Here is a 20,165-nt window from a genome sequence, read left to right as displayed (position 1 = left end):
TGTCAGCCTTTCCTCAGTGGCAGGGAAAAGCCATGGAGTGCCGGTAGTCGTGACCGGCATTGTGGACGACTTCCATATGCGAGAAGCCGAGGAAGCCGACGACGAAGAGACCGAGCAGGGCGACGAGGCCGAGCTGAGCCGCGCGCGAACCGGACGAGACGGTCGCACCGAGCGAGATAGTGGCAGCGTTCATTCCAAAGTCCTTTCACCCTCCACCCGAGGGCATCGAGAAAAATCTTGTCGCCGGCAGGTCTCCTGGCTCGCGGATTTGGCGCCCTCCCCACCTTCCCGAGGCATTGCCTCAGTGGCTTAAAGGAAGAACTACCGCTTACAGTTGCGGGGGCAGCCGCGGCTTTGGGTCGAAACCCGCACCGCATTCCCTCTGGTCCTTTCGGAACCGTCGACGCGCGAACTATAGGCGAGAAAGCCGGGTCGGGCAAACCAATAAACCGACGCAAGCGGCCGCGAATTGACAAACCGCGCGCCCGGGTATCCGCTGGCGAGAAAGGAGCGCAGCGATGCAGCCCAAAGCCGCCGGACACGATCCCTACCATGGCCTGCGCCGGCTGGAGGAGACGCTGACTTCCAGCGCCTATCTCGATCCGGCGGACTATCAACGAGACCTCGATGCGATCTGGTACCGGCGCTGGATCATGGTCTGCCGCGCCGCCGACATCGCCGAGCCGCTCGCATACCGCGTCTTCACGATCGGCACCCAGGAAGTGCTGGTGGTGCGCGACGAGACCGGCGTGCTCAGGGCCTTCCACAACACCTGCCGCCACAGGGGCTCGCAGCTCTGCCAGGCGACAAGCGGCAGGCTGAAGGCGAGGCTTCTCACCTGCCCCTACCATTCATGGTCCTATTCGCTGCGCGGCGACCTCGTACGGGTGCCGTCGAAATCGCTGCCCGAGGGCTTCCTGAAGTCCGACTATCCGCTCTATTCGGTGGCGCTGTCGGAGTGGCGTGGTTTTGTCTTTGTCAATCTCGATGAGCGCGCGAAGGGAAGCGTCGAGGAAACCTTCGATGAGGCGTCGGTGAGCCTCGCCAACTGGCCGTTGGAAGAACTCGTCAGCGGACATGTTTTCTCGAAGGTGATGAATTGCAACTGGAAGATTTTCTGGGAGAACTTCAACGAATGCCTGCACTGCCCCGGTGTGCACAAGCACCTGTCGCATCTGGTGCCGATCTATGGGCGGGGGCTGATGGCGCGCCATGACGATCCCGACTGGGCGAAGCACGCGGACAACGACGCGCCGGAATTTTCCGGACGGTTGCGCGAGGGCGCCGAGACGTGGTCGGAGGATGGGCGCGCGCACGGGGTCCAATTCCAGAGGCTGACCGAGGCGGAGCGCAAGGCCGGCCAGACCTACGCCATGCACCTGCCCTCGATGTTCATCGTCGGCCATGTCGACTATGTGCGCACGGTGAGCCTGCTGCCGCTCGGGGCCGAGCAGACCAGGCTGACGGCCGAATGGCTGTTCCCGCCGCAGGAGATCCCGCCCGCCGGCCTCGACAACATCGTGGCCTTCGGCAGACAGGTGCTGGAGGAGGACGCGGCAGTGTGCGAGCTCAACCAGCGCGGCCTGCATTCGCGGCGGCACTCGTCGGGCGTGCTGATGCCGGAGGAATACGACCTTCACCGCTTCCACCGCTGGGTCCGCGCCCAGCACGAGGCGCTTTAGGCGTTACATCGACTTCGGCAGGTAGCGCCAGACGAGCCAGCCGCAGAAGGCGGTGAAGACGCCGAGCGTGCCGAACACCGCGCCGAGTCCGAAGAAGGCGAGCACCACCGAATAGACGAGCGGCGGCAGCAGCTCCGAAAGATCGAGATAGGTGCGGTAGACGGCCGACATCTGCGGCCGTTCGTAGGCATGAACGGCGCGCAGGAAGGCGGTGGAGCCCAGCGCGTCGAGCGCTATGGCGAACAGCGCCGTGCCGAGCAGGAAGAAGCCGGCGACGAGAGGAAAGCGCTCGCCGCAAAAGGCTGCGACAAACAGCGTGGCGGTCATGGCGAAGAAGGCGAACGTCATGATGTTGCGCGCGCCGTAACGCCTGCCCACCCTGCCCCAGTAGACGGCGAAGAAAAGCATCGCGTTGCCAGCCGAGACGAGCAGGCCGCCGGCGAGACTTCCCTCGCCGGTGACGACCATGAGCAGCGGCGCATAGACGAAGAAGGTGGTCCAGAAGCAGGAGCGGCCGAAGGCGATGACCCAGGCAAGCCTCAGCCGGGGCTGGGCGACGAAGCGGCCGATATTGGCGAGCGGATTGGAGGCGCGCGTCTTGCCAGGCCGGATCAGCGCATTGTCGGACAGGCGATAGCGCCAGAACATGACCAGCAGCACGCTTGCGAAGCCGATGACCACGAGATTCGGCGCGACGATGCCGTAGCGGGAATAAAGGAAGACGCCGAGCGTCGGCCCGGCGGTCCAGCCCAGCATCGACCAGGCCATCCGCAGCGATTCGGCCTGCATGACCTCCGTCTTGCGGATGTGGTCCATGATGTAGAGGTTGAGGGTGATGGCCAGCGCCGACGATCCCATCACCCGCGCCAGCATGCCGAGAACCTGTCCGGCGAGCGTGTCGACGATGAACAGCAGCGCGCCGACCGCTAGCAGGACCACGCCGGCGGTGTACACCCAGCGGCGGGAGAACCGCTGGATGAGCATCGGCATGAAGAGCGTGACCGACAGGCCGAGCAGCGCGACGACCGTATAGAGGATCGAGACGCCCTGCTTGCTGTGCAGGATCTCGTAGGCCTGGATCGGGATGACGGAGGAGATCGACGCGCGGGCGAAGGATTCGAGGCCGTAAAGGGTCGCGAAGGTGCGCGCACCGGCTGGCCGGACGGCGAAGAACCAGATGGGATGCCGGACCTGGGTCGTCATGGGACCAGAAGAGAAATGGCGCGCCGCCGAGAGTTCCAGCCGGCTGCGCGCGCAGATAGCAGGAAAGCGACCTGCCGGTGCCGCAAAACCGGGGTGGCTATCGTTTGCCCGCGTCTGGACTAAGCTCCGCCGCACCGCGGACGGCCGTCGCCGCTTTGCCGCCGCTTGCGCAGGCATGCTAACGGTCATGCCAACAGAGTGGAATCGGACGTGACAAACGAGCCGCAACCCAAGGGGCGCATCGACGCCATCGACATCGCCCGCGGGACGGCGCTCCTCGCCATGGCGATCTATCACTTCACCTGGGATCTCGAATTCTTCGGCTATGTGCCGCCGGGAATGACTGCCATCGGCGGCTGGAAGCTTTTTGCCCGCTGCATCGCCTCGAGCTTCCTCTTCCTGGTCGGCGTCGGCCTCTTCCTCGGCCACGCCAGAGGCATCCGCTGGCGCGGCTTCTGGCGGCGGCTGGCCATGGTCGCGGGCGCCGCGCTGGCGATTTCGATCGTCACCTACATCGCCGTGCCGGACGGCTTCATCTTCTTCGGCATATTGCACCAGATCACGCTCGCGAGCCTGCTCGGGCTTCTCTTCTTGCGCCTGCCGGCGGCGGTCACGCTGATCGTCGCCGCTGCCGTGATCGCCGCGCCGCATTACCTGCGCTCGCCTTTCTTCGACGATCCCTGGTGGTGGTGGACGGGGCTGTCCGAAAACCGCCCGCGCTCCAACGACTACGTGCCGGTGTTCCCCTGGTTCGCGGCGGTGCTGGCAGGCATCGCGGCGGCGAAGATCGCGCAGCAGACCGGCCTGTTCGCCAGGCTGGCGAGGCTGCGGACGCCGGCATGGACCTGGCCGCTCTCCTTCGGCGGCCGCCACAGCCTTGCCGTCTACCTCATCCACCAGCCGGTGCTGATCGCCTGCATCTGGCTGTTCTCGCAGATCTTTCCGGCAGCCGAGGTGCCGCGCGAAGTGCGCTTCCTGCAGGCCTGCGAGGCGAGTTGCAGGGAGCAGCGCGACACGACGTTCTGCACCCGCTATTGTGGCTGCATGCTCGGTACGCTGGAGCGTGAAGGCGTCATCGAGAGCGTCTATGGCGGCGAGCGGAGCGAGACGCTGCGCGGCAAGGTGGAGGAGATCGCCGGCCGCTGCACCGTCGAGACGGAGGATGCGATGTTCGAGGAGGGAGGCCAATGAGCGACGCCAGGAAGAAGCATGCGAAGCAGGCGGCCCCTGCCCCCGCCACTCCCCAGCCCGCGCCTGCCGGGACAAAGGCCGGCGTAGTTCCGTGGCCACCGCTGATCTATCTGGCGGCGATCGCGGTGAGCGTGATCCTGCACGCCGTCTACCCCCTGCCCTGGCTCGGCCCGCCGATGTCGGACATTCTGGTAGCGGTCGGCTGGCTGGCGCTGCTGGCGATGGCGGCGCTGTACTTCACCGCCTTCCGGGCCATGACGCGGGCGAAGACGCCGATCAACCCCAACACGCCGCCCGAACATCTGGTCACCGAGGGCCCGTTCGGCGTCACGCGCAACCCGATCTATCTGGCCAACACGCTGCTTCTGATCGGCGTGGGGCTGGTCTTCGGCATCACCTGGTTCCTGCCGCTGGCGCTTCTCGCTGCCTTCGCCACCAAGAAGATGGCGATCGACAAGGAAGAGCGCTGGCTGGCGGAAAAGTTCGGCAAGCGCTACCGCGACTATGCCAAGCGCGTCAGACGCTGGATCTGATTCCGAGAGGAAAATCGGCCTTTCCGCGCAAGCTTCGCGCCACACAGGCGCGCCGACAGGAAATTTCCGGGATTCGGACAGCTTGGTGGCCAGTGCAAAATTTCCAGAAAAATCTTGGCTGCATTTCGATTTGCATGATTACAGGCCATATATACCGTAATCTCAGCGTATCTTTGCTTAAAATGCCAACAACTACTTTTACCTGACGTAGCTTTTCAGGGTGTATCTTCTCATACGTGGGAAGGCATCATGAAATACCGAAATACGCATAAATTCTTCAAGAGCATAACCGGTACATCGGCGGTCGAGTTTGCGATTGTAGCGCCGCTCTTCATTTTCCTCACCTTGGGAATGATCGCCTACGGCATCTATTTCGGTGCCGCGCATTCGGTTCAGCAGATCGCCGCCGATGCGGCGCGAACGGCAATCGCCGGGCTGAACGAAACCGAGCGCCAGACGCTCGCCCAGAACTTCATAGACACCAATGGCGGCGGCTATGTCTTCATCGAGGCTGACAAGCTCGAAGTCGAAGTCGCCGACAATCCCAACGATGCGCAGCAGTTCGTGGTTTCGGTCGAGTACGACGCCGGCAACCTGCCAATCTGGCGCTTTCTCGAGCGCCTGCCGCTTCCCGGCAAGACGATCTCACGTTCATCCACCATCAGGATTGGGGGTATCTAAAAATGTTCATGGGCAAGGGGTGGTCATCGCTGGCGACACGATGGCTCGGCAACGCATCCGGCAACGTGGCGATCCTGGGGGCTGTGCTGCTGCCGGTCGGCATCGCCGCGGCCGCACTGGCGGTCGACGAGGGTTCTCTCTATCTCGAGCGCCGCGAGGCGCAGTCGATCACCGATCTCGCCGCCATCGTCGCCGCGGCCAATATCGACCGCGCGGAACTGGCCGTGCTGACCACCTTCCGGGAAAACCGGCATCCGGATGTGGCGTTGATCGAGACCGGCCCCGGACTGCCGCTATACGCCGAGACCTCGGCGTCGGACGTCCGCATCCAGAAGGGACGCTACAAAGCAGACCCCGGCCTGGCGCCCGAGGTTCGATTCGTTATCGGCGGCGAGCCCGCCAATGCGGTGAAGGTGACCTTTCGCGAGAAGGGAACCCGTTATTTCGCGAGCCGGTTGATAGCCGCGCCGACCATCTCGACCACCGCGATCGCGAGCTTTCCGGCCGAAGCCGCCTTCTCCGTCGGATCGAGGCTGGTGGGCGTCAACGACGGCATTCTGAATGTGCTTCTCGGCAAGCTCCTGGGCGCCAACATCGCGCTCAGCGTCATGGATTACAATGCGCTGATCGACACGGATGTCAGCGCGCTCGCCTTCCTCGACGTGCTCGCCACCAAACTAGATATCACCGCCGGGACCTATGACGACGTGCTGGCCGCGGACGCGACGATTGGAGAGATCGCCAGCGCGCTTGCCGCCGTGAGCGGGCACAATCGGCAGGCCCAGCTCGCGCTGACTGCCATTGCCAACGCGATCCCTGCGTCGACCACGATAGACTTGCCGCTATCGCATCTCTTCGATCTCGGCAGGGTCGGCCATCTGGGCCTCGGCCAGGGCAATGCGGGGTTCGATGCCGCAATAGGGCTGATGGAAGTGCTGGGCGCGAGCGCGGCAATCGCCAACGGGACCAACCAGATAAGCCTCGACACCGGATTGACCATCCCCGGCCTGCTCGGCGTCACCGCCGATCTCGCGATCGGCGAACCGCCCCAGCATTCTCCCTGGTTCGCGATCGGCGAGGCCGGCACGATCGTCCGCACCGCGCAGACCAGGCTGCGCATGGTCGCGTCGGTCGGAGGCCCGGGAGGGCTGCTCGGCGCTTCGATCCGGCTGCCGATCTATGTCGAACTCGCCTATGCGGAAGCCAAGCTGAAGAGCGTTTCCTGTCCGTCCGGCCGGGTCGAGAGCGCGCGCGTGTCCGTCGCCGCCCAGCCGGGGGTAGCGGAGGTCTGGATCGGCGAAATAGATCCGGCCGGGCTCAAGCAGTTCGCCACCAAGCCCGTGGTGCAGCCGGCGAAGATCGTGCAGATGCCCATCGTGAAAATCACGGGAAGCGCCCACGTCAACATGGGCAATCTCTACCCGACGACGCTGAACTTCACCAAAAGCGAGATCGACGCCCGCGCCGTCAAATCCGTGTCCTCACGCAACCTGACAGAATCCCTGACCGCCTCGCTGCTCGACGATCTCGACCTGAAGGTCAAGCTGGACCTCGGCCTTCTCAGCCTCGGCCTGGTGATACCGTCGGAAGGCGTCCTGACGAGCACCGTGAGCAGCATCCTCGGCGGCGTCACCGCCCCTGTGGACGCCCTGCTCTACAATCTTCTCTCAGCGCTCGGCGTGCGGGTCGGAGAGGCCGACATCCGCGTCAACGGCGTCTCGTGCGGACGGTCCGTGCTCGTGAACTGATCGCCGGTCAGCCCCTCTCCGACATGCCGCGCCGGGCAAAACCTGGCGCGGCGGCATTCATGTGTTGACGCCAAGCTCGACCAACCGCTCGACGCAGGCCTCCTCGGCATTGTCGAGCTCAGCGAGTGTCTCCTCGAGGTCCCGGCGCTTCTGGCGGAGATCCTCGCGCTTCTCCTCGATGCGCTTGATCATCAGCTTGAGCTGGCCGACCTCACCGGGCGGCGTCCTGTACATCTGGATGATCTCGCGGATCTCGTTGATCGAGAAGCCGAGGCGTTTCCCCCTGAGTATCTGCCGGATGAGATGGCGGTCGGACGGACGGAACAGGCGGGTCCGGCCGCGTCGCACCGGCTGGATCAGCCCTTCATCCTCGTAGAAGCGCAGCGTGCGGGTCGAGATGTCGAACTCGCGGGTCAGTTCGGTGATCGAGTAATATTCCCGCATGGGGGCTCCCTGCGGCCGATTCCGCATGGCGCGGAGTCTGACGGCATTTACGTAAAAGTCAATTTCAGCCTTTTCCGGGTGCGCTCAGGCGACCCCGAACCACCATGCGGCGAGCCCCAGGAAGGTGAAGAAACCGACCACGTCGGTGACCGAGGTGACGAAGACCGCCGAGGCGACGGCGGGGTCAGCGCCGACACGGTCGAGCAGCAGCGGGATGAGGATGCCGGCAACCGCGGCGACGAACATGTTGACGATCATCGCGGTCGCTATGATGCCGCCGATCTCCATGCTCTGGAACCACAGCCCCGCCACGCTGCCGATGAGCAGCGCAAAGACGATGCCGTTGATGAAGCCGACTCCCATCTCGCGGCGGATGACGCGGCCGGCATTGTAGATGTCGATGTCCCTGGTCGCGAGCGCCCGGACGGTGACGGTCATGGTCTGCGAGCCGGCATTGCCGCCCATCCCGGCCACGATCGGCATCAGGATCGCCAGCGCGACGACATGTTCGATGGTGGCGTCGAAGAGGCTGATCACCGAAGCGGCGACGAAGGCGGTGACCAGGTTCACGGCGAGCCACGGCACCCGCGAGCGCGAGGTGGCGACGATGGTGTCGGACAGCTCTTCGTCGCCGACGCCGCCCATGCGCAGGAGGTCTTCCTCGGCCTCCTGCTGGATCACGTCGACGACGTCGTCGATGGTGAGCACACCGACCAGCCGGTCGTTCTCGTCGACGACCGCGGCCGAGAGAAGGTCGTACTGCTCGAATTCGCGCGCCGCCTCTTCCTGGTCCATGGCGGCCGGGATCGCGTGGCGCGTCTCGTGCATGATGTCCTCGACCTTGACCGCGCGCTTGGTGCGCAGAATCTGATCGAGGTCGATGGCGCCGAGCAGCTTGAAGGTCGGGTCGATGACGAAGACCTGGGTGAAGTGGTCGGGCAGGTCCTTGTCTTCGCGCATGTAGTCGATCGTCTGACCGACGGTCCAGAAGGGCGGCACCGCGACGAACTCGGTCTGCATGCGCCGGCCGGCGGTCTCTTCCGGATAGTCGAGCGAGCGGCGCAGCCTGATGCGCTCGGTGAAGGGCAGTTGCGCCAGGATCTCGTCCTGGTCCTGCTGGTCGAGGTCCTCCAGGATGTAGACCGCGTCGTCCGAATCGAGTTCCTGGACGGCTTGCGCGATCTGCTCGTTGGGCAGATTGTCGACAATGTCGAGGCGGATCGCCTCGTCGACCTCGGTGAGCGCGGAGAAGTCGAAATCCTTGCCGAGCAGTTCGACCAGCGCCAGACGCTGCTCGGGCAGCAGGGCCTCCAGGAGGTGGCCGAGCTCGGACTGGTGCAGCCCGCCGACTTCCTTCTTGAGCGTGATCGTGTCGCGGTCGGCGATGGCGGCGCCGACATGGGCGAGGAACGAGGCACGGATGACGCCGTCCTCGCCGTAGATGTCGGCGTGGGTTTCGGGCGAACCGGCGCCAGGCGTCGCTTCGTGCTGGTTTTCCAACGGCGCCTCCCTTGGGACAGGCCTGGCGGCCGGGTGGACGATGCCGGTCAGGTCTAGAGCAAGTTCCGCCAAGATTGAAGCGTTTGGCCGGACGGAATTCGGGGACAAGGTCGAGGACTTCGCCGCGACGGCACGAAGAGGCCCGAGACCGAAGGATTCGATCCGGAATTCAGCCGTTCCGGAAGGGTTTTCGCCGCCGCGAAGGCGGTGTCATTTCGCCTCTCGCTGCGGCAGGGAATAAAGTGGGCTTTGCACTTGTTTCGCATATAGCGATTTGCTACATGCCGCGGGCCGGTTCCGACCGGCCCTTTCGTGACGTGCGGTCGTGGCGGAATTGGTAGACGCGCAGCGTTGAGGTCGCTGTGGGGCAACCCGTGGAAGTTCGAGTCTTCTCGACCGCACCAACGACGCTTTTCCCGTCATAACGGTTGAAAGCACTGCACCCTTATCGGGGTGCGGGCGTTTTCCCTTTGTGGCCGCGCACCAAAACCGCCGAAGCAGTCGCGCCTTGACGCTTCCCTTGCTTATGCCCGCGACGGCGCCGAGCCGTGAAGACCACCCAGGGCCTGCGTGAGATGGCGGCCCTGGAACATTACACAAAGATAATCCAGCCGAGATTTTTCTGTCAGGGCACCCTTCTACCTTTCTCTCATTGGCAGGCCAGACGCCGCCACATGCAAGGAGAAACAAGTATGAAAAGATCCGCCTCCATTATCCTGATCGCCGGCATGGTTTCGACCAGCGCATTGACCGGAACGGCCCTGGCCGCCGGCAGCGACGATCTTACCGAAATTGCCCTGTTCCAGAAGGCTCAGCACGATATCGCTGCCGGCATCAAGGCGGCCGAAACCGCATCGGGCGGCAAGGCCATCAAAGCCGAATTCGACGAAAAGAACGGTACCGGCGTCTGGGAGGTCAAGACTGTCGCCGGCACCAAACGCGCCGAGGTCAAGATCAATGCCACTACCGGGGCGGTGATCTCGACCAAGGACAAGGGCGATGTCTCCGACGATGACGACGCCGTGACGCCCGAGATGCTGGGCAGCACGCTGGTCGACCTGGTGACCAAGGCCGAGGCGGCGGGCGGTGGAAAGGTGATGGCGATCGAGGGCGACCGCGAGGACGGCAAGTTTCGCGGCATAGAGGTCGAGATCGTCAAGGCCGATGGCTCAGTTCATGACTTCATGTTGAACCCGGCGGATGGCAAGCTTGACCCTGTCCGGAAGGGTCACGACGATGATAGCCATGAGGACGGTGAAAGTAACGGCTGAACCTAAATGACATCGTGCCGGCCCCGTGGAGGGGCCGGCCTGACGAAAGGGGCGAGATGCGCCTTCTGGTGATCGAAGACGACCCCGCGACCGGCGACTACATCCTGCAAGGGCTGCGGGAGGAAGGCCATGTCGCCGACCTCTGTCGGAATGGCCGCGACGGTCTCATCACCGCGCAGACCAACGACTTCGATGTGCTGGTTGTCGACCGGATGTTGCCCGATCTGGACGGGCTGTCGCTGGTGCGTACGCTGCGGGCGGCGAAGAATCTGACGCCGGCGATCTTCCTGACCACGCTTGGCGGCGTCGACGACCGCATCGAGGGATTGAACGCGGGTGGCGACGACTACCTCGTCAAACCCTTCGCTTTTGGCGAATTGTCGGCCCGCATCAACGCCCTGGCGCGCCGGCCGCAGATGCGGGACATGGAGCCGACCTTGACCGCAGGCGATCTGCGCATGGACTTGATCCGCCGAACCGTCACCCGCGGCGATGTCGAGATCGACCTGCTGCCGCGCGAATTTGCCCTGCTGGAATGCCTACTGCGTCACAAGGGCCGGGTGCAGACCCGCACCATGCTGCTGGAAGCCGTGTGGGATCTGAATTTCGACCCGCAGACGAATGTTGTCGAAAGCCATATCTCGCGGCTGCGCGCCAAGGTGGACAAACCCTTCCCCACTGAGCTGATAAGGACCGTACGCGGCGCCGGCTACAGGATCGATGCATGAACCGCCTGCTCGAGGTTCTGCGCACCACGCCGATGCGCCTGACGCTACGGCTGGTGGCGCTGTTTCTGGTTGTCAGCCTGGTCACCTTTGGCGTGACGTGGTGGCTGGCCAACAACGCGCTGATGGATGCAGCCGAGACGGCGCTGGAGCTGCAAATCGACGCGCTGTCCGCCTCCGATCGGCCCGAGGACATTGCAAGCGCCGTCAGAACCGCCGCAGCACGGGCCGATGCCGATCACGTCATACTGCGGTATGACGGCCCCCAGGGATCGGTGGGCAATTACCTTGGTCCCCTCCCTAAGGACAAGCTGGCTGAAGTCAGGCTCAAAGATGAAACGGGAGACGTCGAGGGCAGCTACATCCTTCTGCGCAAGAAGGTCGCGGGGGGCGAACTCAGTGCCGGTCAGGATGCCGACGCCTTCCACGATCTACGCGAAATCTTCCTGCAGGTTCTGACATTCACCTTGCTGCCCACCGCGCTATTGGTGCTGGGCGGCGGGATCATCTTCGCGTTCCGATCAGCACAGCGCCTGAGGGCCATCGAGGACACGCTGGAACGCCTTGCCACCGGCGACCTGGCTGCGCGCCTGCCCACACTGCCGGGCGCACCCGACGATCTGACGCGTGTCGGACTGGGGATCGATCGGCTGGCGGCGGCGCAGGAGGCTTCCGTCTCCGCCCTGCGCCAAGTCTCCGCCGACATCGCGCATGACCTGAAAACACCGATCCAGAGGCTGGCGGTCCTGCTGGACCAGGCACGTGCCCAAGCCCCCGGCCTGACGCTGCTGGACCGCGCGGCGGCAGAGGTCGACGGTATCGTCGCGACCTTTCAGGCGCTTTTGCAGATCGCACAGATCGAAGGTGGCAGCCCGCGCGCGCGGTTTACCGCCGTTGACCTGGGATCACTGGCCCAGACCATGACCGAGCTCTACGAACCGGCGGCGTTGGAAACCGGCCACGACCTGACCCTGACCCTGCACGCACCTGGCACGATAAGGGGCGAACGCACCTTGCTTGGCCAGGTTATCGCCAACCTGATCGAGAACGCGCTGCGCCACAGTCCGCCCGGTCCCGTCGTCCTGACCGTCGATGGTACCGCAATCACCGTGGCCGACCGAGGCCCTGGCATCCCGGCGGCCGAACAGCAGACTGTCCTGCGCCGCCTCTATCGCCTCGACCGCAGCCGTTCGACTCCCGGCAGCGGATTGGGACTGGCGCTGGTCGACGCCATCGTCAAGCTGCATGGGGGCACGCTGAAGCTGTCCGACAACGCGCCTGGGTTGCGCGTCACGGTCGAGTTTCAGCCATAGCAGCGACCCTCTCCGGATTGGGGATCGACAGCATTTGCGCCATTGCCGGGATTCGGGGGATTACCCCGAGGATGGCAGGACTGTCCGCCGGTTGAGCAGCCAGACGAACGCGCCACCGACGATATAGGCGATCACGCCGTAGGCGGCCGGCGGTATCGCCATCTCCGGATTGCCGAGCATGTGTTCGCTCATCGCCAGCGCGATGACGAGCGCGGCGTTGTGGATGCCGATCGACATCGACAGCGCGATCGCCTGACGCCGCTCGATGCCGAGCAGCAGCGGCACGCAATAGCCGACCAGCAGGCTGGCGACGCTGAACACCAGCATCACCGTGCCGACAGTCGGCCCCCACACGACCAGCAACTGCCATTGGCCGATGAGCGCGGCCAGCACGACCGCGACCAGGAAGAGGGTCGCCAGCGCCTTGACCGGACGGTCGAGACGCTGGGCCAGCACTGGAAAGCGGCTGCGGATCAGGACTCCGACCAGGGCCGGGATGATCGCGACGACGAAGATCTGCATGACCTGGCGAACATCCAGCCTGACCTTGCTCGCCTCGCCGTAGAACGCCTCCATCGAGAAATTGACGATCACGGGCAGACTGAGCAGCGCGATGACGGACGTCGCCGCGGCGAGGATCAGGCTGAGCGCGAGATCGCCGCGCGCCAGATGGGTGAAGATGGCGGCGGAGGTTCCGCCCGGGCTCGCCGCGAGCAGCATCATGCCGACGCTTATCGCCGGCGGCAGATCGGCCACATAGACCAGCGCCAGGCAGAACAGCGGCAGAATCACGATCTGGCAGACCAGGCCCACCAGGATCGGCCACGGCCTGGACAGGCACCGGGTGAAATCCTCGATGCGAAGCGACAGCCCAAGCCCAAGCATGATGATGACGAGGGCGACGGGCAGGCCGATGCTGAGCACGACACTCTGTTGCATGAGCAGACACTCGATAGGTCAGGCGGCCATACTGACCGAAAACAATCTCCGAAGCCTTACCGACCGAGGGCCGCGGCAGCCACGATGGCGTAACGCTCTGGACCTTGGCCGCGCTTGTCGCCATATGATGCGGCAGCACCGGAGGCATGATGCCTGAACGCAGCCAGATCGTCGTTTCCTTCCAGCCTGCCCCGGGTTCGGCGCCGGTCGAATGGCGGCTCGAACCGGGGCTGACGCAATATGGTGATGCGCTGGCCTTCATGGAGGCGCGTGCCGCGGCCATCCGGGAAGGCAGCGCGCCGGAGACGGTGTGGCTGGTCGAGCACCCTCCCCTCTACACCGCCGGCACCAGCGCAAGGAGCGAGGATCTGGTGGAGCCGGACCGGTTCCCGGTCTTTTCGGCCGGCCGCGGCGGCGAATACACCTATCACGGGCCTGGCCAGCGGGTGGCCTATGTGATGCTCGACCTGAAGCGCCGGCGCGAGGACGTGCGCGCCTTCGTGGCGGCGCTGGAGGAATGGATCATCCGCACGCTCGACCGCTTCAACGTCAGGGGCGAGCGGCGCGAGGACCGCGTCGGCGTCTGGGTCGTCAGGCCGGACCGGCCGGCAATGCCCGACGGCTCGCCGGCCGAGGACAAGATCGCGGCGATCGGCATCAGGCTGCGGCGCTGGGTGAGTTTTCATGGTATAGCGATCAACGTCGAGCCGGACCTCCAGCATTTTTCGGGCATAGTGCCCTGCGGCGTCCAAGATCATGGCGTGACAAGCCTCGTCGACCTCGGCCTGCCGGTCACCATGGCCGACCTGGACCTGGCGCTGAAGGCGGCCTTCGCGGAGGTGTTCGGCGCGGCCGAAGAGAACAGGGACGAGACCAGAAAGGCGGGTTGATGGGAGCCTTGCGGAAGTTCGCTTTCCTGGCGCTTTTCGGAGCGCTCGCGCTTCCGGCTTTCGCACAGCAGGCCGCCGATACGGTGGCTCCGGAATCCCCCTCGGCGGTCGCCGAGAAGCAGCCCGTCCATGCGGCGCGCCAGATGGTGGTGGCTGCCAATCCGATCGCCACGCAGGCAGGGCTCGACGTGCTGCGCGCCGGCGGCAGCGCCGCCGACGCCGTGGTGGCCGTGCAGATGGTGCTCGGGCTGGTCGAGCCGCAATCGTCGGGTATCGGCGGCGGCGCGTTCCTGGTCTGGTACGACGCGGAAAGCGGGACGCTGACGACCTTCGACGGGCGCGAGACGGCGCCTGCCGCCGCGACGCCCGAGCTTTTCCTCGGCGCCAACGGCAAGCCGCTCGACTTCTTCGACGCGGTGATCGGCGGCCGCTCGGTCGGCGTGCCCGGCGTGCCGCGCCTGCTCGAAACGGTGCACAAGAAATACGGCAAGCTGGACTGGGCACAACTGCTGCAGCCGGCGATCGAGCTTGCCGAGAGCGGCTTCACCATCTCGCCGCGTCTCAACACGATGATCACCGAGGACATCGGCCGGCTCGACACGCAGCCGGAGACGAGGGCGTATTTCTTCGACGCGCTCGGTTCCCCCCGCGCGGCAGGCGCGATGCTGCGCAACCCCGAATATGCCGAGAGCCTGCGCGCGCTTGCCGAAGGCGGCGCCGACGCTTTCTACAAGGGATCGCTGGCGGGCCGGATCGTCGCGGCGGTCAACGGCCACCCGACCAATCCCGGCAAGCTCGATCTCAAGGATCTGGCGGCCTACGAGGTGAAGGAACGGCCGGCCGTCTGCGCACCCTATCGGGGCCTGTCGGTGTGCGGCATGGGACCGCCCTCCTCCGGAGCGCTGACGATCGGGCAGATCCTCGGCATGGTCGAGCCGTTCGACCTCGCTACGCTTGGGCGGGACGATCCGGAAAGCTGGCGCATCATCGGCGACGCCAGCCGCCTCGCTTTCGCCGACCGCGAACGCTACATCGCCGACAGCGATTTCGTGAACGTCCCCAAGGGTTTGCTGAACGCGGACTATCTCAAGGCGCGTTCAGCGCTGATCCGCCGGCCGACCGCCCTGCCGGACGCCGAGGTCAAGCCCGGCGAACCCCCATGGGACAAGGCTGGACTGGATGGGGCCGAGCTGCGGCTCGACGGCAAGGCGTTCGACATGCCGGCGACCAGCCATTTCAGCATCGTCGACGCCAAGGGCAATGTCGCTGCAATGACCACTTCGGTGGAAAACGCCTTCGGCTCGCGCCAGATGGCCGGCGGCTTCATCCTGAACAACCAGCTCACCGATTTCTCCTTCGCGCCGGAGAAGGATGGCGCGGCCGTGGCCAATCGCGTCGAACCCGGCAAGCGGCCGCGGTCCTCGATGGCGCCGACCATCGTGCTGGAGGACGGCAAGCCGCTCTATGCGCTGGGCTCGCCCGGCGGGTCGAGCATCATCCCTTATGTGGCGACCACGCTGATAGGGCTGATCGACTGGAAGCTCAACATGCAGGCGGCGATCTCAATGCCGCATATGCTGAACCGCTTCGGCACCTATGAGCTGGAGGTCGGCACCAAGGCCGAGGAGTTCGCCGACGATCTCAAGGCGCTGGGCTTCGAGACGAAGATCGGCGACCTGAATTCAGGGCTGCACGGCATCGCGATAACGCCGGGCGGGCTCACCGGCGGGGCCGATCCGCGCCGCGAGGGCGTCGCCCTCGGCGACTGACAGTGAGGTCCGCCGAACCCGCGGGCCCACGACATACCGGCTGTATCGCTGTTTCAGGAGCGCCTGGCCCGGGACGAGACGGGACAGGCGCTCACCATCCGATTTCGGCGGAGCCAAGCCTCCCGGACAAGAAAGGCCGGACGCTCCGGACGACCGAATTCGGATGAAGGGAAAATCACGTGAAAGCGGAGAAGAACCTCAGAGCGCGCCGATCCACATCGCCGTGGCGACGAGGAAGGTGCTCATGCAAACCAGCGAAACGACGTCCTGGAATATATCGGCCATAACTGCCTCCTGTTTTCGAAGTGTTTGTACTTTGTTCTATTTTTGTTCGAAGTGCAAGCATGGCGGCGAAGCCTCCTGACACGCATGGCCGGGAGGGTTAAGCGAAGGTTACGGGTGGTCTGGAGAGGTTAACGCGCCGAGGGCCAGATGGGGCTACGCGAGGGACAAGAGGTCGGGGAGGAAGCCCGTTCCGCCGTCATCCTCGGGCTTGTCCCGAGGATCTGCCAAGCCCGCAGATCCTGAGTGTAACGTCCCCAGGGCATCGATGCCGATCGTAACGGTTCGCCCGCAGTAGATCCTCGGGACAGGCCGAGGATGCAGCAGAGTCAGAGCGGTACGACCTTGCCTTCCGACAAGGTGACGCGGCGGTCCATGCGACCGGCGAGCTCGTGGTTGTGAGTAGCGATCAGCGCCGCCAGCCCGGACTGCTTCACGAGGGCGGCCAGCGCGTCGAACACGTAGGAAGCCGTGTGCGGGTCGAGGTTGCCGGTCGGCTCGTCGGCAAGCAGGACGAGCGGCGCGTTGGCGACGGCGCGGGCGATCGCCACGCGCTGCTGCTCGCCGCCGGAGAGTTCCGCCGGGCGGTGGTGCGCGCGCTTGCCGATCTGCATGTAGTCGAGGAGCTGCTCGGCGCGCTTGGCTGCTTCCTCGCGCGGCAAACCCTTGATGATCTGCGGCATCATGATGTTCTCGAGCGCCGAGAACTCGGGCAGCAGATGATGGAACTGGTAGACGAAGCCGATGTCGTTGCGGCGGATCGCGGTTCGCTCGTCGTCCGAGAGCCGCCCGCAGGCGCGGCCGGCAAGGATGACGTCGCCGGCGTCCGGCCGTTCGAGCAACCCGGCAGTATGGAGCAGCGTCGACTTGCCGGCGCCCGAAGGCGCGACCAGCGCCACCATCTCGCCGGGCACCAGCGAAAAATCCGCCCCGTTCAGGATGGTCAGCTTGCGCGGCCCCTGCACGTAGTGGCGTTCGACGCTCTTCAACTCGATGACTGGCGCGCTCACTCGTACCTCAGCGCTTCGACAGGATCGAGGTTGGCCGCGCGCCAGGCCGGGAACAGCGTGGCGAGGAAGGAGAGGATGATCGCCATCAAGACGACGGAGATGGTCTCGCTGACATCCATCTTGGCCGGCAGTTGGCTCAGGAAATAGAGCTCAGGATTGAAAAGCACCGTGCCCGAGAGCCAGGAGAAGAACTCGCGGATGCGCTCGACGTTGAGGCAGAGCAGCACGCCGAGGACGACGCCGGCGATGGTGCCGGTGACGCCGATCGCGGCACCCGTCATCAGGAAGATGCGCATGATTGCGCCACGCGTCGCGCCCATGGTGCGCAGGATGGCGATGTCGTGCCCCTTGTCCTTCACCAGCATGATCAGGCCGGAGATGATGTTGAGCGCCGCGACGAGCACGATCAGCGTCAGGATCATGAACATCACGTTGCGCTCGACCTGCAGCGCGGAGAAGAAGGTCTCGTTGCGCTGGCGCCAGTCGGAGATGAAGACCTGCCGCGCGGCGGCGATCTCGACGAGCTGGCGCAGCGAATCGACATCGTCGGGATTGTCGACGAAGACCTCGATCGTCTGCGCGCGGCCCTCCATGTTGAAATAGAGCTGCGCTTCCCCGAAAGGCATGAAGATGACGGAGGAATCGAACTCCGACATGCCGACCTCGAAGATGGCGACGACCGGATAGGCCTTCACGCGCGGCGTGGTTCCCATCGGCGTGATGTCGCCGTCCGGCGAGACCAGCGTGATCATGTCGCCGAGCACGAGGCCGAGATTGTTGGCCATGCGCTGGCCGATGGCGACGCCCTCGGACTGGTCGAAGCCGACCAGCGAGCCATGCTTGATGTTGCTGGAGACGACGGTCAGCTTGCCGAGGTTCTCGCCGCTGATGCCGCGCACCAGTGCGCCGGCCCCTGCCCCGACCGTCCCCGAAGCCAGCACCTGCCCGTCGATGAGCGGAATGGCGTATTTGACCCCGGCGACGCCGTTGATGCGCTGGGCGACCGCCTCGTAATCCTCGAGCGGCATGTCGATCGGCTGCACGACGAGGTGGCCGTTGATGCCGAGGATGCGGACGAGAAGTTCGGCGCGAAAACCGTTCATCACCGCCATGACGACGATGAGGGTGGCGACGCCGAGCATGATGCCGAGGAAGGAGATCGAGGCGATGACGGAGATGACCGTCTCCTTGCGCCGGGAGCGCAAATATCGCCATGCGACGAGCCGTTCGAAGGCCGAGAAGGGCCCCGCGCCTGCTGGCCGGGGCGGCGCTGCTGCAGTTGCGGCGGCGCGTGCGTTCATGCCCCGGATCCGACCTTGGGCGCGAGCGATGCCAGAAGGGCTTCCACCTTCTTGGTGTCGCGCTCGCCGGTGGAGCGGCGCTTGACCTCGACCTCGCCGGCAGCGACGCCGCGCGGGCCGACGATCACCTGCCACGGCACGCCGATCAGGTCGGCGGTGGCGAACTTGCCGCCGGCGCGCTGGTCGGTGTCGTCGTAGAGCACGTCGAGGCCCGCAGCCTGATGCGCCGCATAAAGCTGCTCGCACAGCCGGTCGCAATCGGCGTCGCCGGCCTTCATGTTGATGATGACGACGTCGAACGGCGCGACGCTTTCGGGCCAGATGATGCCGGCTTCGTCGTGGCTGGCCTCGATGATCGCCGCGATGAGGCGGGTCGGGCCGATGCCGTAGGAGCCGCCCGAGACGAAATGCTCCTTGCCGTCGGGTCCCTGCACCTTGGCGTTCATCGGCTTCGAATATTTCTCGCCGAAGTGGAAGATGTGGCCGACCTCGATGCCGCGCGCCGACAGGCGGTCGCCTTCGGGGATCTTCTCCCAGGCCGCCTCGTCGTGCATTTCGTCGGTCGCGGCGTAGGGCGTGGTCCAGGCCTTCACGATGCCGCCGATCTCGGCGTCGTCGCGGTAGTTCACGCCTTCGCCGGGCACTTCGAGCGAGAGATAGTCGCGCGCGCAGTAGACCTGGCTCTCGCCGGTCTCCGCCAGGATGATGAACTCATGGCTGAGATCGCCGCCGATCGGGCCGGTGTCGGCGCGCATCGGGATCGCCTGCAGGCCCATGCGGGTGAAGGTCCTGAGGTAGGAGACGAACATCCGGTTGTAGGCGGCCTTGGCGCCCTCATAGTCGAGGTCGAAGGAATAGGCGTCCTTCATCAGGAACTCGCGCCCGCGCATCACGCCGAAGCGGGGACGCACCTCGTCGCGGAATTTCCACTGGATGTGGTAGAGGTTGAGCGGCAGATCCTTGTAGGATTTGATGTAGGAGCGGAAGATCTCCGTCACCATCTCCTCGTTGGTCGGGCCGTAGAGCAGGTCGCGGTCCTGACGGTCCTTGATACGCAGCATTTCCTTGCCGTAGTCGTCGTAGCGGCCGCTCTCGCGCCAGAGCTCGGCCGACTGGATGGTCGGCATGAGGATTTCGAGCGCGCCGGCGCGGTTCTGCTCCTCGCGGATGATCTGGCAGACCTTGTCGAGCACGCGCTTGCCGAGCGGCAGCATCGTGAACGATCCCTGCCCCTGCTGCCGGATCATTCCGGCGCGGAGCATCAGGCGGTGCGAGACGATTTCGGCTTCGCGCGGATTCTCTTTTAGGATGGGCAGGAAATAGCGCGACAGCCGCATTGTGCTTCCGTGAAAAGGCTATGAAGATTGTGCCGGAATCGGCAGGCCATGCGAAACGCATGTACGCGCTTCATAGCCATTTCATGACGGAATGGAAACCCGCAGGCATGGTCGCGTCGTGGACGGATTTTTTGCCGTGTCCGTTTCCCGGGCACGGGCTGCCGGTCGATTGTGCAATGCAGCACATCTGCAACGCTTCAAACGCAAAATTCTGCGTGACAATTTGTCCGGGCTTGGTCTAGTGTGCCCCGCATAACCGAGAGGGCGAAACAAAATTCGCTCTCCCTACGCGGTCAAAGTCTTGGGAGGATGCGATCTAGGCGCGGTAACTCGCTGCCGCCGGACA

General features: G+C 64.8%; 18 protein-coding genes, 1 tRNA gene and 1 riboswitch. Of the genes, 11 read left to right on the top strand and 8 right to left on the bottom strand.

Annotation, left to right across the window (positions count from 1 at the left end; genetic code table 11):
- Positions 1-13: 13 nt before the first annotated feature.
- Positions 14-193 (bottom strand): CbtB-domain containing protein, encoded by a 180-nt coding sequence (locus D8676_RS16420; protein WP_121582170.1) that lies wholly within the window; start codon positions 191-193, stop codon positions 14-16.
- Between the two features lie 34 nt (positions 194-227).
- Positions 228-417, bottom strand: a riboswitch (cobalamin riboswitch).
- Positions 418-518: 101 nt separating this feature from the next.
- Here D8676_RS16420 and D8676_RS16415 point away from each other — a divergent pair.
- Complete coding sequence (locus D8676_RS16415) at positions 519-1,682, top strand: aromatic ring-hydroxylating dioxygenase subunit alpha (RefSeq protein WP_121582169.1); 1,164 nt, start codon at positions 519-521, stop codon at positions 1,680-1,682.
- A gap of 3 nt (positions 1,683-1,685) precedes the next feature.
- Here D8676_RS16415 and D8676_RS16410 read toward each other — a convergent pair whose 3' ends face one another.
- Positions 1,686-2,885, bottom strand: a complete 1,200-nt coding sequence (locus D8676_RS16410) for an MFS transporter (protein WP_121582168.1) — start codon at positions 2,883-2,885, stop codon at positions 1,686-1,688.
- 210 nt (positions 2,886-3,095) lie between these two features.
- On the opposite strand from D8676_RS16410, the gene D8676_RS16405 reads away from it, so the two are divergent.
- From D8676_RS16405 to D8676_RS16390, 4 genes are all read left to right on the top strand, one after another.
- Positions 3,096-4,076, top strand: a complete 981-nt coding sequence (locus tag D8676_RS16405) for a DUF1624 domain-containing protein (protein WP_245426846.1) — start codon at positions 3,096-3,098, stop codon at positions 4,074-4,076.
- Positions 4,073-4,609, top strand: a complete 537-nt coding sequence (locus D8676_RS16400; RefSeq protein ID WP_121582167.1) for an isoprenylcysteine carboxylmethyltransferase family protein — start codon at positions 4,073-4,075, stop codon at positions 4,607-4,609. Before D8676_RS16405 ends, D8676_RS16400 begins: the two co-directional genes overlap by 4 nt.
- Before the next feature lie 249 nt (positions 4,610-4,858).
- A complete protein-coding gene (locus tag D8676_RS16395; protein ID WP_121582166.1) occupies positions 4,859-5,290 on the top strand; it encodes a TadE/TadG family type IV pilus assembly protein in 432 nt (143 codons plus the stop codon).
- 2 nt (positions 5,291-5,292) lie between these two features.
- Positions 5,293-7,038, top strand: a complete 1,746-nt coding sequence (locus D8676_RS16390) for a pilus assembly protein TadG-related protein (protein WP_245426844.1) — start codon at positions 5,293-5,295, stop codon at positions 7,036-7,038.
- A 57-nt stretch (positions 7,039-7,095) separates the two neighbouring features.
- Here the strand turns inward: D8676_RS16390 and D8676_RS16385 are convergent, their stop codons facing one another.
- Both D8676_RS16385 and mgtE read right to left on the bottom strand, forming a co-directional pair.
- Positions 7,096-7,482 carry a MerR family DNA-binding transcriptional regulator gene (locus tag D8676_RS16385; RefSeq protein ID WP_121582165.1) on the bottom strand — a complete coding sequence of 129 codons (387 nt, stop codon included), beginning with the start codon at positions 7,480-7,482 and terminating at the stop codon, positions 7,096-7,098.
- An 84-nt stretch (positions 7,483-7,566) separates the two neighbouring features.
- Complete coding sequence (gene mgtE, locus D8676_RS16380; protein ID WP_121582164.1) at positions 7,567-8,982, bottom strand: magnesium transporter; 1,416 nt, start codon at positions 8,980-8,982, stop codon at positions 7,567-7,569.
- A gap of 319 nt (positions 8,983-9,301) precedes the next feature.
- Between mgtE and D8676_RS16375 the strand changes: the two genes are divergently transcribed.
- From D8676_RS16375 to D8676_RS16360, 4 genes are all read left to right on the top strand, one after another.
- Positions 9,302-9,386 (top strand) — tRNA-Leu (locus D8676_RS16375).
- Between the two features lie 144 nt (positions 9,387-9,530).
- The gene (locus tag D8676_RS16370; RefSeq protein WP_147448207.1) at positions 9,531-10,253 is read left to right on the top strand and encodes a PepSY domain-containing protein; all 723 of its coding nucleotides are present in this window, start codon (positions 9,531-9,533) and stop codon (positions 10,251-10,253) included.
- A gap of 56 nt (positions 10,254-10,309) precedes the next feature.
- Complete coding sequence (locus D8676_RS16365; protein WP_121582162.1) at positions 10,310-10,981, top strand: response regulator transcription factor; 672 nt, start codon at positions 10,310-10,312, stop codon at positions 10,979-10,981.
- Positions 10,978-12,291: a HAMP domain-containing sensor histidine kinase gene (locus D8676_RS16360; RefSeq protein WP_121582161.1), complete on the top strand. Its 1,314-nt coding sequence runs from the start codon at positions 10,978-10,980 to the stop codon at positions 12,289-12,291. The genes D8676_RS16365 and D8676_RS16360 overlap by 4 nt, the downstream gene beginning before the upstream one ends.
- 60 nt (positions 12,292-12,351) lie before the next feature.
- Here the strand turns inward: D8676_RS16360 and D8676_RS16355 are convergent, their stop codons facing one another.
- Positions 12,352-13,230 (bottom strand): bile acid:sodium symporter family protein, encoded by an 879-nt coding sequence (locus tag D8676_RS16355; protein WP_121582160.1) that lies wholly within the window; start codon positions 13,228-13,230, stop codon positions 12,352-12,354.
- Between the two features lie 149 nt (positions 13,231-13,379).
- Here D8676_RS16355 and lipB point away from each other — a divergent pair, with 149 nt between their 5' ends.
- Together lipB and ggt are read left to right on the top strand one after the other, a co-directional pair.
- The gene (lipB, locus tag D8676_RS16350) at positions 13,380-14,120 is read left to right on the top strand and encodes a lipoyl(octanoyl) transferase LipB (protein WP_121582390.1); all 741 of its coding nucleotides are present in this window, start codon (positions 13,380-13,382) and stop codon (positions 14,118-14,120) included.
- Positions 14,120-15,889: a gamma-glutamyltransferase gene (ggt, locus tag D8676_RS16345; RefSeq protein ID WP_121582159.1), complete on the top strand. Its 1,770-nt coding sequence runs from the start codon at positions 14,120-14,122 to the stop codon at positions 15,887-15,889. Before lipB ends, ggt begins: the two co-directional genes overlap by 1 nt.
- Before the next feature lie 611 nt (positions 15,890-16,500).
- Here the strand turns inward: ggt and D8676_RS16340 are convergent.
- From D8676_RS16340 to proS, 3 genes are read right to left on the bottom strand one after another with little or no spacing between them, the layout of a single operon-like run.
- Positions 16,501-17,181: an ABC transporter ATP-binding protein gene (locus D8676_RS16340; RefSeq protein ID WP_121582158.1), complete on the bottom strand. Its 681-nt coding sequence runs from the start codon at positions 17,179-17,181 to the stop codon at positions 16,501-16,503.
- Positions 17,178-18,482, bottom strand: coding sequence for a lipoprotein-releasing ABC transporter permease subunit (locus tag D8676_RS16335; protein ID WP_121582157.1), 1,305 nt, complete (start codon positions 18,480-18,482; stop codon positions 17,178-17,180). Before D8676_RS16335 ends, D8676_RS16340 begins: the two co-directional genes overlap by 4 nt.
- On the bottom strand, positions 18,479-19,819 hold the full coding sequence (gene proS, locus D8676_RS16330) for a proline--tRNA ligase (protein ID WP_121582156.1): 1,341 nt from the start codon (positions 19,817-19,819) through the stop codon (positions 18,479-18,481). The genes D8676_RS16335 and proS overlap by 4 nt, the downstream gene beginning before the upstream one ends.
- Between the last annotated feature and the right edge of the window lie 346 nt (positions 19,820-20,165).

The sequence above is a fragment of the Mesorhizobium sp. YM1C-6-2 genome, assembly GCF_003666685.1.
GTDB lineage: Bacteria > Pseudomonadota > Alphaproteobacteria > Rhizobiales > Rhizobiaceae > Mesorhizobium_K.
This window is presented reverse-complemented; position numbering and strand designations above follow the sequence as displayed.

Excerpts from the sequence above, each read along its gene's own strand:
- D8676_RS16420 (WP_121582170.1), bottom strand. The coding sequence starts at position 193 with ATGAACGCTGCCACTATCTCGCTCGGTGCGACCGTCTCGTCCGGTTCG.
- D8676_RS16415 (WP_121582169.1), top strand. The coding sequence starts at position 519 with ATGCAGCCCAAAGCCGCCGGACACGATCCCTACCATGGCCTGCGCCGG.
- D8676_RS16410 (WP_121582168.1), bottom strand. The coding sequence starts at position 2,885 with ATGACGACCCAGGTCCGGCATCCCATCTGGTTCTTCGCCGTCCGGCCA.
- D8676_RS16400 (WP_121582167.1), top strand. The coding sequence starts at position 4,073 with ATGAGCGACGCCAGGAAGAAGCATGCGAAGCAGGCGGCCCCTGCCCCC.
- D8676_RS16395 (WP_121582166.1), top strand. The coding sequence starts at position 4,859 with ATGAAATACCGAAATACGCATAAATTCTTCAAGAGCATAACCGGTACA.
- D8676_RS16390 (WP_245426844.1), top strand. The coding sequence starts at position 5,293 with ATGTTCATGGGCAAGGGGTGGTCATCGCTGGCGACACGATGGCTCGGC.
- D8676_RS16385 (WP_121582165.1), bottom strand. The coding sequence starts at position 7,482 with ATGCGGGAATATTACTCGATCACCGAACTGACCCGCGAGTTCGACATC.
- D8676_RS16365 (WP_121582162.1), top strand. The coding sequence starts at position 10,310 with ATGCGCCTTCTGGTGATCGAAGACGACCCCGCGACCGGCGACTACATC.
- D8676_RS16360 (WP_121582161.1), top strand. The coding sequence starts at position 10,978 with ATGAACCGCCTGCTCGAGGTTCTGCGCACCACGCCGATGCGCCTGACG.
- D8676_RS16355 (WP_121582160.1), bottom strand. The coding sequence starts at position 13,230 with ATGCAACAGAGTGTCGTGCTCAGCATCGGCCTGCCCGTCGCCCTCGTC.
- lipB (WP_121582390.1), top strand. The coding sequence starts at position 13,380 with ATGCCTGAACGCAGCCAGATCGTCGTTTCCTTCCAGCCTGCCCCGGGT.
- ggt (WP_121582159.1), top strand. The coding sequence starts at position 14,120 with ATGGGAGCCTTGCGGAAGTTCGCTTTCCTGGCGCTTTTCGGAGCGCTC.
- D8676_RS16335 (WP_121582157.1), bottom strand. The coding sequence starts at position 18,482 with ATGAACGCACGCGCCGCCGCAACTGCAGCAGCGCCGCCCCGGCCAGCA.
- proS (WP_121582156.1), bottom strand. The coding sequence starts at position 19,819 with ATGCGGCTGTCGCGCTATTTCCTGCCCATCCTAAAAGAGAATCCGCGC.